Origin of the sequence: Vibrio sp. G-C-1, assembly GCF_021728015.1 — a bacterium.
Taxonomy (GTDB): domain Bacteria; phylum Pseudomonadota; class Gammaproteobacteria; order Enterobacterales; family Vibrionaceae; genus Vibrio; species Vibrio splendidus.
Map to the genome: position 1 here is coordinate 59523 of NZ_JAKKCR010000013.1, position 12255 is coordinate 71777.

Below are 12255 nucleotides of genomic sequence, written 5' to 3' on the forward strand. Positions count from 1 at the left end.
ACAACATCATGCAGTCAAAATCATTTGTACTTTCGGCAATGCGTGGTGACAAAGGTGGCCAACTGACCATCCTTGCCATTCTTGCGGCCGTCATTCTTATCCCACTGGCTAACACCATGTTACCAAGTGGGCACCCGCTTCATGTCGAGACTTTCACTATCTCACTAATGGGCAAATACCTGAGCTACGCAATGTTGGCGTTGGCGCTCGATCTAGTGTGGGGCTATCTCGGAATCTTGAGTCTTGGTCACGGTGCTTTCTTTGCGCTTGGTGGTTATGCGATGGGCATGTACTTGATGCGTCAGATTGGTGACCGTGGGGTTTATGGTGATCCAGTCTTACCAGATTTCATGGTGTTCCTTGATTGGTCTGCGTTGCCGTGGTTTTGGCAGGGTTTTGATCAGTTCTGGTTTGCTTGTCTGATGGTGGTGCTAGTGCCGGGCGCGTTGGCTTACTTGTTTGGTTATCTGGCTTTTCGCTCTCGTGTGTCAGGGGTTTACCTTTCTATCATGACTCAAGCGTTAACTTACGCATTGATGCTGGCATTTTTCCGCAACGAGATGGGCTTTGGTGGTAACAATGGACTGACAGACTTCAAAGACATCATCGGTCTGAGCTTGCAGAGTGATGCGGTCAAGATAGGTCTGTTTGTCGCGACTGGCATTGCGCTTATTCTCAGCTACATTGCTTGTCGCATGGTGGTGACCAGTCGATTAGGTCGTGTGGCACTAGCGATTCGAGATACGGAATCACGCACTCGCTTTATGGGCTACGACGTCGATGGCATCAAGCTGTGGGTCTTCGTTCTTTCAGCGGTTATCGCGGGTATTGCTGGGGCTTTATATGTCCCTCAAGTTGGCATCATTAACCCAGGTGAATTTGCTCCGCTCAACTCGATTGAGATTGTGGTTTGGGTAGCCTTAGGCGGTCGTGCCACTCTGTTTGGTGCCATTGTTGGGGCATTGATCATCAATTACGCCAAGAGTTGGTTTACGGTTGAGTTCCCAGAGGTGTGGTTATTTGCTCTGGGTGGGCTATTCGTTCTCTCGACCATGTATTTCCCACAAGGTGTAATTGGCTTTGTCAGTGAAAAATGGCAGCAGCTACGCAAGGCATCAAATGGGAAAAGCCAAGATAAAGATAAGGATGATCAGCACAAAGCCAAGGAGGTGATCGCATGACCACATTTAATAGCGTAAAGGAATCGGTTCAGGCGTTTACTCGTCGAGACCAAGTGTTTGATTACCTTAAACCTGATATTCACCCCGCCATCGATACTCGCCATAACGTGCTGTTGTATGTGGAAGGCGTCAACAAAAGCTTCGATGGTTTCCAAGCGATAAACGATCTGAACCTCTACATCAATGAAGGAGAGCTTCGCTGCATCATTGGCCCCAATGGCGCAGGTAAAACCACCATGATGGACATCATCACAGGTAAAACTAAGCCAGATACTGGCGAAGTGTGGTTGGGTTCGAACATCAACTTATTGAAGATGAATGAAGCCGAAATCGCCAATGCAGGCGTTGGGCGTAAATTCCAAAAACCGACCGTGATTGAGTGTTTAACCGTGTGGCAGAACCTTGAATTAGCCATGGCCGGTGACCGCTCAGTGTGGGCGACTTTTACCGCTGTGATGTCTGGTGAACAGAAAGACAGACTGACCTCTGTGCTTGAGCTGATTCATTTAAAAGATGAAGCCGCGAATTTGGCAGGTAACCTGTCTCACGGGCAAAAGCAGTGGTTAGAGATCGGCATGTTATTGATGCAAAACCCTAGGCTATTGCTGGTGGATGAACCTGTTGCTGGCATGACTCACCAAGAGATGGACCGTACCTCTGAGTTACTTAACTCACTGGCAGGCAAGCACTCGGTTGTGGTAGTTGAACACGATATGGATTTCGTTCGTTCTATCGCAAGCCATGTCACCGTGCTTCATCAAGGTCATGTGTTGGCTGAAGGCACTATGGACCAAGTGCAGGCTCACCCTGAAGTTAAACAAGTTTATCTTGGAGAATAGGATGCTAGAGGTTAAATCAGTTAATCAATATTACGGTGAGAGCCACACGTTGTGGGATTTGGATATGCAGATCCCAGAAGGTAAATGCACGGTGCTAATGGGGCGCAATGGCGTCGGTAAAACCACGTTGCTGCAATGCATCATGGGGTTGGTTAAGGTCGAAAGCGGTGACATCTCATTATCGGGCGAGTCGCTTTTGAAAACCGATGCGGAAGATCGCGCTCGCCAAGGCATTGGTTATGTGCCGCAAGGCCGTCAGATCTTTCCGATGCTTACCGTTCAAGAAAACCTAGAAGTAGGTTTGCCGATTCGAGAAAAGGGCGACCGTAAGATCCCAGAGTTCATCTTCGATATATTCCCAGTGTTAAAAGAGATGCTGCATCGTCGCGGTGGTGATTTATCTGGTGGTCAACAGCAGCAACTCGCGATTGGGCGTGCGCTGGTGGTCAATCCAAAGCTATTGATCTTGGATGAACCAACAGAAGGTATTCAGCCCAATATCGTGCAAGAGATTGGTGACATCATTCGCATGCTCAACGAGAAGATGGGACTCACCGTTCTGCTTGTTGAACAGAAGCTGCCATTTGCGAGAAAGGTCGGTGACCGATTTTGCATTCTCGACCGCGGTCGTCAGGTAGCAGAAGGTGAAATGAAAGGGCTCAATGAGTCCTTGATTAAGGAGTACCTAACCGTATGAGCTCCCTATATTCTTCGAGTGAAGCAATAAACACTTCTTTAGCGGGAGTGTTGTCTCTGAATGAGACCATCGAGCAAGATATCCGAGACGGTTGGCAAGCGAGTTTAAACCTCACCTTTGTCGACCGTGGTGATAAAACCGTTTTAAAGAATCGTCAGCAGTCTGGTCCGCTTGCGGTGCAACGCCCCTTGTATCCTGATGGGGAAACGTGTCACACCTACTTACTTCATCCCCCCGGCGGAGTAGTAGGTGGTGACACACTCAATATTGAAGCGACCATCGAAAGCGGTGCGCATGCGTTGATCACTACACCCGGTGCGACCAAGTTTTATCGCTCAAACAACAAGTACGCCAAGCAGAAGCAGACCCTACGAGTGAAGAAAGATGCACGCTTGGAATGGATGCCGCAAGAAAACATCTTTTTCCCGAATGCACACGTTCGTTTAGACACTGAAATTCGCCTAGAAAAGGGTGCACAATTTTGGGGTTGGGAGATGCACTGTTTTGGACGTCCTGCACAGAATGAGGGATTCGAGCATGGTCACCTCGTTGGGAAAACAGAAATCTATCTTGATAATCAAAGGCTTCTGACTGAAGGTTTTAATTTTCACGGTGGCGATAAGTTAATGATAAATATGGGGTTACTTGATTATTCAATGATGGGGACTTTTTATATCACCTCAAATGAGAAGCAAGATTTAGAGTTGGTACAGAGCTTGCTCTTATCTATTACACAGCAAGCTTCACAGCAATCAGTTACATCAAAAACGTCGAGTGAACCCACATTAATATTGGGTGCGACTCAGATAGAAGGATTGATTGTGGTGCGAGCCTTGGGTAATTGGAGTGAAGATATCCTCCAGGCCTTTGGTCAGATATGGCAAGCAACTCGCTCTCATTTATGTGGTACGACTCCTGATTTACCAAGGATTTGGGCGACTTAGCGATTAGCCCTTTTTGTACCTAGGGTGACTTCCGACCCTAGGTACATTTTTTCAAGCTTGCTGTGATTGAATCCCACTTACTGCTCATGCGTTTTTGAGCAATAAGAAAACAACACTAACAGCGGGCGGCTAAATGGAATTAACACCAAGAGAAAAAGATAAGCTACTTATCTTCTGCGCAGGAATGCTGGCACAGCAGCGCAAACAAAAAGGCTTAAAACTCAACTATCCAGAATCTATTGCACTGATCAGCAGTGCCATTCTTGAAGGTGCCCGCGAGGGTAAAACCGTTTCAGAATTAATGGATTTTGGACGCACACTGCTTACTGTCGATGACGTTATGGAGGGGATCCCTTCCATGATCCCTGATGTACAAGTCGAAGCCACTTTTCCTGATGGCACCAAGCTGGTGACCGTTCATGAACCTATCGTGTAGGGAGAAGTAATATGGCTGGTTCAACAAAACAATACTCAGGATTCGTTCCCGGAAAAGTCGAAACCGCTCCCGGTGACATCACTCTCAATGAAGGCCGTGACACAACGTCCGTTAAGGTTCAAAACATTGGCGATCGTCCTGTTCAAATTGGCTCTCATTACCACTTCTATGAAGCAAACCCTTCGCTGATCTTTGACCGAGAAGCCACTAAAGGTTTTCGACTCAATATTCCTGCTGGTACTGCAACCCGCTTTGAGCCGGGTCAGTCGCGCAGCGTCGAGTTAGTGCGTTACGCCGGTAAGTTAGAGATCTATGGCTTCCAAGGAAAGGTGATGGGCAAGCTCTAAGCGCTCCCACGGAATAATGAAAATAACAAAGGATTGAACATGGCGACGATATCCAGACAGGCTTATGCCGAAATGTTTGGGCCAACAGTCGGTGACCGAGTGCGTCTTGCTGACACTGATTTATGGCTAGAAGTTGAAAAAGATTACACCGTATACGGCGACGAAGTGAAATTCGGCGGCGGCAAAGTTATCCGTGATGGACAAGGGCAAAGCCAACGTCCAAGTGCCGAAACTCCAGATTTGGTGATCACCAATGCGATTGTGTTGGATTACTGGGGCATCGTAAAAGCCGATGTCGCAGTCAAAGATGGTCGAGTTCAGGCATTGGGTAAAGCGGGCAACCCAGATGTTCAACCGGGCGTTGATATTGTGATTGGCCCGGGCACGGAAATTTTAGCCGGTGAAGGTTCAATCTTGACTGCTGGTGGTATTGATTCACACATTCATTTTATTTGCCCACAACAGATTGAAGAAGCACTGGCGTCGGGTGTGACAACCATGATTGGCGGTGGCACTGGACCAAACACAGGTACTAACGCGACCACATGCACACCGGGGCCTTGGAACATGCACCGCATGCTAGAGTCACTCGATCAATTCCCGATGAACTTTGGCTTGTTAGGCAAAGGAAATGCCAGCCAGCCAGAAGCTCTACGCGAACAAGTAGCGGCAGGTGCAGTGGGTTTGAAGTTGCATGAAGACTGGGGAACCACTCCCGCTTCAATCGATACCTGCTTAAATGTGGCTGACGAGATGGACGTACAAGTTGCGATTCATACCGACACTCTGAATGAATCTGGTTTTGTTGAATCGACACTTGGCGCAATCGGTGATCGCGTGATTCATACCTATCACACCGAAGGTGCGGGCGGTGGTCATGCTCCCGATATTATTCGTGCTGCAGGTGAGCCGAACGTTTTGCCCTCCTCAACCAATCCAACACGCCCTTACACCATCAATACCGTCGATGAGCACTTAGACATGTTGATGGTGTGTCATCACCTTTCACCATCAATTGCTGAAGATGTCGCGTTCGCCGAATCGCGTATTCGCCGTGAAACCATTGCCGCAGAAGACATTCTTCATGACTTAGGCGCGTTCTCGATGATCGCTTCGGATTCACAAGCTATGGGGCGAGTGGGTGAAGTAATAACTCGAACTTGGCAAACCGCGCACAAGATGAAAGTTCAGCGCGGCAGCCTAAAAGAAGATTCAGACTACAGCGATAACTTCCGATTAAGACGCTATGTCGCTAAGTACACCATCAACCCAGCGATCACTCATGGTATGTCTCATGAAATCGGCTCTATTGAAGCAGGAAAGCTGGCGGATTTAGTGTTGTGGAAGCCCGCTTTCTTTGGTGTGAAACCGAGTGTGATTTTGAAAGGCGGCATGATCGCCATGGCGCCGATGGGTGACCCAAACGCTTCAATCCCAACCCCTCAGCCAGTCCATTACCGCTCTATGTTTGGTAGCTACGGCAAGGCATGTCAAAACACATCAATGCTGTTTGTCTCTAAGGAAGCCAAAGCGCAGAACATCGATAAGCAATTGGGTTTGCAGAGCTTGATTGGCGTAGTAAGTAACTGCCGGAACATCAGTAAAGCCGACATGAAGCTCAACGATTGGATGCCAAAAATTGAGGTCGATTCTCAGACGTATCAAGTCCGCGCCGATGGTGAATTGCTAACTTGTGAGCCTGCTGAAGAACTACCAATGGCACAACGGTATTTTCTATTTTAAGAGCTCGGCTGAAGGCTTTTATTTTAGCGCTGAGCTGAAGGCTCTTGTTCTAGCTCTTAGCTAAGGGCTTTTAGGCTGAAGGCTCCTAATTTAAACGTTATAAATCTCACAAGGAGATTGAGGTAATAGCATGATTGAACTGACTCAACTGAATACTAAAATACAAAATGCACCGGACGGCTACTTAAGCCTGCCGATCGATAGCCGCATTAAAAGTCGTCTTAAGGTGATGCTCGATGACGGGCGTAATGCCGGCCTGTTTCTACCACGAGGTCATATCTTGCGTGGCGGCGAACAACTCTCAAGTGAATGTGGTTTAGTCGTGGAAGTGAAAGCGGCACCGGAAACCGTTTCGACTGTTTACTGTGAAGACTTGCTCCTGTTAACGCGAGTGGCATATCACCTTGGTAACCGACATGTTCCTCTGCAAGTGGAAGCGGGCTGGGTTCGCTATCAACACGACCATGTTTTGGATGAAATGGTCGAAGGTTTAGGCGCGAAGGTGACCACCGAGAAACAACCGTTTGAACCAGAAGGCGGTGCTTATGGCGGTCGCTCTGGTGGACATCATCACCATCATTAATCGAGTCATTGATGACTCACTAAACGATTTATATAACAACAAATATTAATAACTATAAACGCAAGGAACTCGCGATGAACTTTAAAACAGCTGCAGGCTTATGCACTTTCACAATAGCTTCTCTAACAACATCAACGATGGCTTTTGCTCACCCAGGACATGGGGCGCATTCAGTTCATGAGTCTCACTCGTTTATGTCTGGCTTAACTCACCCTGTGACTGGCATGGATCACCTAATCATGCTGATCGCTTTCGGTCTGTTAATTGGCGCACTGTCATTTTCCACCAAGACAAAAGCAGCTCTGATTGGCGGTGGATTGGTGTCTTTAGTGGTAGGGCTTATCGCAGGCCAAGCCTTAGGTTTCTCTGTGATTGTTGAGCCTGCCATTATCGCTTCTCTGTTTGTCGTCAGCTTATGTTTATGGCATGTATTCTCACCATCAACCAAGCGTGTAAACAGCGTATTAGTTGCTTCGATTGCTATGTTGTTCTTCCATGGTTACGCACACGGCGTTGAAGCCGCGAGCAACCTGACTCAGTTCGCAACAGGCATGAGTATCAGTGCTTTGGCTCTGATGGTTATCGGTACTTTTGTTGGTCGCGCGGTTTACTCTAAATGGTTGTCAGTCGGCGTGGCTTCAGCAAGCGCACTATTGCTGTTAGGCGCGTAGGCTCTCGAACTTATTTGATTCTGGAAGACTGAGGGCACGATTATGACCACAACAGAAAATGTAGCCGTCTATCGTCTGTTTCAATTGATCAGTCCATCGTTGCCGATTGGTGGGTTCACTTATTCGCAAGGCTTAGAGTTAGCAGTTGAAGCGGGGTGGGTGACCGATCGCAACAGCATGGAACAGTGGCTTAATACCATCGTCAGTTCCAGTGTCGCAACTTTGGAATTACCTATCTTAGAGCGTCTTTATCACGCGCTAGAAAAGGGTGAAATCGATGAGATTGAGCATTGGTGTAACTACTTATACTCAAGCCGTGAAACCAGTGAATTGCGAGCGGAAGAAAAGCAGCGTGGGCATGCATTGAACACCTTGTTGAAGCGCTTGGATATCGATATTTCGCTGGTGGATTCTGTTGATAGTCATCCAAACCAATTGTTGGGAATGTGTATGGCAGCTCAACATTGGGGTATTGATTTAGAAAGCCTCAAACAAGGTTATTTATGGAGTTGGCTTGAAAACATCGTTACCGCAGGCGTGAAACTGGTGCCTTTAGGGCAAACCGATGGTCAGTTGGCATTGATTAATATCACCAACACGTTTCCCGAGATCATTGAGAAAGCACGCACGATAGAAGATTGGATGATAGGCAGCTTTTCGCCTTCGATGGCATTAGCGAGTTCACTGCACGAAACACAATACACACGACTATTTCGTTCGTAGCGGTTAGCGCGAACGATGTAGCAAAAAGAATATAAGGAAGTAGACAATGGAAAGTTATAAGCAACCACTTCGAATTGGTATTGGTGGCCCGGTAGGGTCTGGTAAAACAGCGCTATTAGAAGTGTTATGTAAAGCGATTCGCAACAAGCTAAACATTGCGGTGGTAACCAACGACATCTACACACAAGAAGATGCAAAGATTCTCACGCGAGCAGAGGCTCTGGAACCAGATCGTATTATTGGTGTTGAAACAGGTGGCTGTCCGCACACGGCAATTCGTGAAGATGCGTCGATGAACTTAGCTGCCGTAGAAGAGCTTGCTAAGCTGCATAAGAACCTTGATGTGGTATTCGTCGAAAGCGGTGGCGACAACCTCAGTGCCACGTTCAGCCCTGAGTTAGCCGACCTTACTATCTATGTAATCGATGTGGCGGAAGGGGAGAAGATCCCACGTAAAGGCGGGCCGGGTATTACACGTTCTGATCTGCTAGTCATCAACAAGATCGATTTAGCACCGTATGTTGGTGCGTCACTTGAGGTGATGGAGCAAGACACACAACGCATGCGTCCAACCAAGCCATATGTGTTCACCAACCTAAAAGAGAGCCAAGGCTTAGACTTCATTATCAACTTTATTGTGACGGAAGGAATGCTGACCATGAAGGAGCCTTCTACGACTGAGTCGTGAGTAGGGAGTAAGGTTTGAATCCGTTCGTTTGCTTTTGAAGTCAATAGACACAAAAAAGCCCTGTCGATTATTCGATAGGGCGCTTTCTGGTTTTAAATGATTTTTAACGTCCTAGTTGAATCTAAAGCTCGCTCTTCGCGACGCTTGTTGTCACTTGCGACTCAATTACACCGTCTTCAACTTGAGTGGTGATCACTTCACCTACTTCTACGTCATTAATCGATGACACGGTCTTGCTCGATGCTGAATGAGTAATGCTGTAGCCACGCTTTAGGGTAGCAAGTGGACTAACGGTCTCTAACTTCTCGGCAGCCATGGCTAGCTGGTGGCGAGTGGTTAGCAGTGTTTTATCCATTGCATCCAATAGTTTTTGCTCTGAACGTTGTAGATGCAGTTTTTGTTCACCAAGGCGCTTTACTGGTGAGTTCAGCTGAAGCTGGTGCTGTTTACGTTCAACACGCTGTGCATGTTGTTTTAGGTATTGAGTCATACCACGACGCAAACGCATGTCTAGGTCATCAAGCTGCTGACTCTGCTTTTGCAGTTGGTAGCTCGGGTGTTGTTTCTCTAAGCGGTATTTCAACGTTTGAGTTGATTGCGCTTGTTTGATTAACACATGACGAATCGCACTGACTAAACGAGCACGTTTAGACGCATAAGCTTGCTCTTTATGACTGTTGTCACGGCTAACCAATTCAGCGGCTGCTGATGGCGTTGGAGCTCGCATGTCTGCGACGAAATCGGCTATAGTGACGTCAATTTCGTGGCCAACGGCGCTGATAATCGGTATTTGGCTTGCTGCAATTGTGCGAGCGACGATCTCGTTATTGAAACACCATAAGTCTTCTAATGAACCGCCACCACGACCAACGATCAATACATCACATTCGTCGCGCTCATTGGCACGTCCAATCGCTTGAGCGATCTTAATCGAAGCTCCTTCACCTTGTACCATGGTCGGATACACGATGACTGGCAATGACGGATCGCGTCTTTTCAGTATATCGAGAATATCGAAGAGGGCTGCGCCTGTTTTAGAGGTGATGACACCAACGCATTTAGGGTGTTCTGGGAGAATTTGTTTACTGGACTGAGCGAACAAGCCTTCCGCCGCCAAGTTCATCTTAAGTTTTTCAAACTCTTGCTGAAGCTTACCGTCACCCTCTGGCTGCATGCTTTCGATGATCAGTTGATAGTCACCACGCGGCTCATAAAGAGACAGACGTGCTTTGACTAGAACTTGATTACCGTTCTGGGGTTTAAAAGTCACACGGCGGTTATTGCCACGAAACATAGCGCACTTAACTTGAGCGCGGGAGTCTTTAAGTGTGAGGTACCAGTGACCAGAGACAGGTGCAGAGAAATTTGAGATTTCACCAACGAGCCAGACTATTCCCATTTCGTTTTCTAATAGGAGACGAACCTCTGAGTTGAGGCGAGAAACAGTAAAGATGTTTGGATTAGTCATAGAAGCACTATCTTTCCTTGAAGGAAGGTCTTTCTTGGAATATCACAGGGCGTGAGTATGGAAGATAGCGGCAATATAATACATAGCAAGGGGGTAAATGCAAATTAAAAATACAAAAATGTGTAGCCAAGCGATTTCGTTGGCCGTATAATCCGTCCGCAATATCTAATCCAAATGCAGTTTGATTTTCCTTAATTGGCTGCCCTCATTAGGCGAAACGATGAGATTGGATTGTTTCTTTTTACTCCTATTATTGTGAGATATTGCAAATGCTAAGAATTGCCAAAGAAGCGCTGACATTCGACGACGTACTGCTAGTGCCAGCACACTCCACCGTTCTCCCTAATACAGCTGATCTTCGCACTCAGCTGACGAAGAATATTTCCCTAAACATCCCAATGATCTCTGCATCGATGGATACTGTGACAGAAGCTCGCCTAGCGATTGCACTGGCACAAGAAGGCGGAATAGGCTTCATTCATAAGAACATGTCTATTGAACAGCAAGCTGAAATGGTTCGCCAGGTTAAAATTTACGAAGCAGGTGTGGTTTCTCACCCTGTTACTGTAAACCCTGACGCGACAATCGCTGATGTTGTAGCCCTTACTCAAAAACACGGCTTTGCCGGTTTCCCTGTTGTTACTGAAACAAACGAACTTGTTGGTATTATTACTGGCCGTGACGTTCGCTTTGTGACTGACCTTTCTAAGAAAGTTGATGTAGTAATGACGCCTAAAGCTCGCCTTGCTTCTGTTAAAGAAGGTGCAACTCGTGAAGAAGTTCAAGAGAAAATGCACGAAGCGCGCGTTGAAAAAGTTCTTGTTGTAAATGATGACTTCCAACTAACGGGAATGATCACTGCAAAAGATTTCCATAAAGCAGAACGTAAACCAAACGCTTGTAAAGATGAGCGCGGCAGCCTACGTGTAGGTGCAGCTGTTGGTGCTGGTGCTGGTAACGAAGAGCGCGTTGCTGCTCTAGTTGAAGCTGGCGTAGACGTTCTACTTATCGACTCTTCACATGGTCACTCTGAAGGCGTACTTAACCGTATCCGTGATACGCGTGCTGCATACCCTGATCTACAAATCATCGGTGGTAACGTAGCAACTGGCGCTGGCGCTCGTGCTCTTATCGAAGCCGGTGTTAGTGCGGTTAAAGTAGGTATCGGCCCGGGTTCAATCTGTACGACTCGTATCGTTACTGGTGTTGGTGTTCCTCAAGTAACAGCAATCGCAGACGCAGCTGAAGTGGCTAACGAATACGGTATTCCAGTAATCGCAGATGGCGGCATTCGCTTCTCTGGCGATATCTGTAAAGCTATCGTTGCTGGCGCATCTTGTGTGATGGTTGGGTCAATGTTCGCGGGTACTGAAGAAGCACCGGGTGAAGTTATCCTTTATAACGGTCGTTCTTACAAGTCTTACCGTGGTATGGGTTCTCTTGGCGCTATGTCTCAAGGTTCTTCTGACCGTTACTTCCAATCTGACAACGCTGCAGACAAGCTTGTTCCAGAAGGTATTGAAGGTCGTATCGCATACAAAGGTCGTCTAAAAGAGATCGTTCACCAACAGATGGGCGGTCTACGCTCAAGCATGGGCCTAACGGGTTCTGCAACTGTTGAAGACATGCGTACTAAAGCTGAGTTTGTTCGTATCTCTGGTGCGGGCATGAAAGAATCTCACGTACACGATGTTCAAATCACGAAAGAAGCACCTAACTACCGTTTAGGTTAATAATACGTCCAAACGTTTGAATAATGTGCTGATTTAGTCGGCACATTCTTATACCAATCGTAGTAAATAACTGGTCATCCTAGCTTGTTAAAAACCTCGATAACTTCGTTAGAATTTTTGATTGTAGAATAACTACTTATCAGAAAATTCTGCCTTGTTCTCAAGCTTTTTTTCTGCGCTATTCCTGAACACTTACTTACTG

At 47.0% G+C, this 12255-nt stretch carries 13 protein-coding genes; 12 read left to right on the forward strand and 1 reads right to left on the reverse strand.

Annotated elements, in window-relative coordinates; translation table 11 throughout:
* The first annotated feature begins 8 nt into the window (after positions 1 to 8).
* From urtC to ureG, 11 genes are all read left to right on the forward strand, one after another.
* Positions 9 to 1181, forward strand: a complete 1173-nt coding sequence (gene urtC / locus L3V36_RS18140; protein ID WP_102447154.1) for an urea ABC transporter permease subunit UrtC — start codon at positions 9 to 11, stop codon at positions 1179 to 1181.
* Positions 1178 to 2020: an urea ABC transporter ATP-binding protein UrtD gene (urtD, locus tag L3V36_RS18145; RefSeq protein ID WP_102447155.1), complete on the forward strand. Its 843-nt coding sequence runs from the start codon at positions 1178 to 1180 to the stop codon at positions 2018 to 2020. Before urtC ends, urtD begins: the two co-directional genes overlap by 4 nt.
* A gap of 1 nt (position 2021) precedes the next feature.
* Positions 2022 to 2717: an urea ABC transporter ATP-binding subunit UrtE gene (gene urtE / locus L3V36_RS18150; protein WP_017090946.1), complete on the forward strand. Its 696-nt coding sequence runs from the start codon at positions 2022 to 2024 to the stop codon at positions 2715 to 2717.
* A complete protein-coding gene (locus L3V36_RS18155; RefSeq protein ID WP_050619867.1) occupies positions 2714 to 3661 on the forward strand; it encodes an urease accessory protein UreD in 948 nt (315 codons plus the stop codon). Before urtE ends, L3V36_RS18155 begins: the two co-directional genes overlap by 4 nt.
* Before the next feature lie 133 nt (positions 3662 to 3794).
* Positions 3795 to 4097 (forward strand): urease subunit gamma, encoded by a 303-nt coding sequence (ureA, locus tag L3V36_RS18160; protein ID WP_004735119.1) that lies wholly within the window; start codon positions 3795 to 3797, stop codon positions 4095 to 4097.
* Positions 4098 to 4108: 11 nt separating this feature from the next.
* Positions 4109 to 4444, forward strand: a complete 336-nt coding sequence (locus L3V36_RS18165; protein ID WP_004735120.1) for an urease subunit beta — start codon at positions 4109 to 4111, stop codon at positions 4442 to 4444.
* A 39-nt stretch (positions 4445 to 4483) separates the two neighbouring features.
* A complete protein-coding gene (gene ureC / locus L3V36_RS18170; RefSeq protein WP_017087876.1) occupies positions 4484 to 6187 on the forward strand; it encodes an urease subunit alpha in 1704 nt (567 codons plus the stop codon).
* Positions 6188 to 6317: 130 nt separating this feature from the next.
* Positions 6318 to 6770: an urease accessory protein UreE gene (gene ureE / locus L3V36_RS18175; RefSeq protein ID WP_017080288.1), complete on the forward strand. Its 453-nt coding sequence runs from the start codon at positions 6318 to 6320 to the stop codon at positions 6768 to 6770.
* A gap of 74 nt (positions 6771 to 6844) precedes the next feature.
* On the forward strand, positions 6845 to 7441 hold the full coding sequence (locus tag L3V36_RS18180) for a HupE/UreJ family protein (protein ID WP_017079882.1): 597 nt from the start codon (positions 6845 to 6847) through the stop codon (positions 7439 to 7441).
* Between the two features lie 42 nt (positions 7442 to 7483).
* Positions 7484 to 8164: an urease accessory UreF family protein gene (locus L3V36_RS18185; protein WP_017079883.1), complete on the forward strand. Its 681-nt coding sequence runs from the start codon at positions 7484 to 7486 to the stop codon at positions 8162 to 8164.
* 46 nt (positions 8165 to 8210) lie between these two features.
* The gene (ureG, locus tag L3V36_RS18190; protein ID WP_102447156.1) at positions 8211 to 8852 is read left to right on the forward strand and encodes an urease accessory protein UreG; all 642 of its coding nucleotides are present in this window, start codon (positions 8211 to 8213) and stop codon (positions 8850 to 8852) included.
* A 121-nt stretch (positions 8853 to 8973) separates the two neighbouring features.
* Here the strand turns inward: ureG and xseA are convergent, their stop codons facing one another.
* On the reverse strand, positions 8974 to 10320 hold the full coding sequence (gene xseA / locus L3V36_RS18195; RefSeq protein WP_102447157.1) for an exodeoxyribonuclease VII large subunit: 1347 nt from the start codon (positions 10318 to 10320) through the stop codon (positions 8974 to 8976).
* Between the two features lie 269 nt (positions 10321 to 10589).
* On the opposite strand from xseA, the gene guaB reads away from it, so the two are divergent.
* Positions 10590 to 12053, forward strand: a complete 1464-nt coding sequence (guaB, locus tag L3V36_RS18200) for an IMP dehydrogenase (protein ID WP_004735127.1) — start codon at positions 10590 to 10592, stop codon at positions 12051 to 12053.
* The last annotated feature ends 202 nt before the right edge of the window (positions 12054 to 12255 follow it).

Excerpts from the sequence above, each read along its gene's own strand:
- urtC (WP_102447154.1), top strand. The coding sequence starts at position 9 with ATGCAGTCAAAATCATTTGTACTTTCGGCAATGCGTGGTGACAAAGGT.
- urtD (WP_102447155.1), top strand. The coding sequence starts at position 1,178 with ATGACCACATTTAATAGCGTAAAGGAATCGGTTCAGGCGTTTACTCGT.
- urtE (WP_017090946.1), top strand. The coding sequence starts at position 2,022 with ATGCTAGAGGTTAAATCAGTTAATCAATATTACGGTGAGAGCCACACG.
- L3V36_RS18155 (WP_050619867.1), top strand. The coding sequence starts at position 2,714 with ATGAGCTCCCTATATTCTTCGAGTGAAGCAATAAACACTTCTTTAGCG.
- ureA (WP_004735119.1), top strand. The coding sequence starts at position 3,795 with ATGGAATTAACACCAAGAGAAAAAGATAAGCTACTTATCTTCTGCGCA.
- L3V36_RS18165 (WP_004735120.1), top strand. The coding sequence starts at position 4,109 with ATGGCTGGTTCAACAAAACAATACTCAGGATTCGTTCCCGGAAAAGTC.
- ureC (WP_017087876.1), top strand. The coding sequence starts at position 4,484 with ATGGCGACGATATCCAGACAGGCTTATGCCGAAATGTTTGGGCCAACA.
- ureE (WP_017080288.1), top strand. The coding sequence starts at position 6,318 with ATGATTGAACTGACTCAACTGAATACTAAAATACAAAATGCACCGGAC.
- L3V36_RS18180 (WP_017079882.1), top strand. The coding sequence starts at position 6,845 with ATGAACTTTAAAACAGCTGCAGGCTTATGCACTTTCACAATAGCTTCT.
- L3V36_RS18185 (WP_017079883.1), top strand. The coding sequence starts at position 7,484 with ATGACCACAACAGAAAATGTAGCCGTCTATCGTCTGTTTCAATTGATC.
- ureG (WP_102447156.1), top strand. The coding sequence starts at position 8,211 with ATGGAAAGTTATAAGCAACCACTTCGAATTGGTATTGGTGGCCCGGTA.
- xseA (WP_102447157.1), bottom strand. The coding sequence starts at position 10,320 with ATGACTAATCCAAACATCTTTACTGTTTCTCGCCTCAACTCAGAGGTT.
- guaB (WP_004735127.1), top strand. The coding sequence starts at position 10,590 with ATGCTAAGAATTGCCAAAGAAGCGCTGACATTCGACGACGTACTGCTA.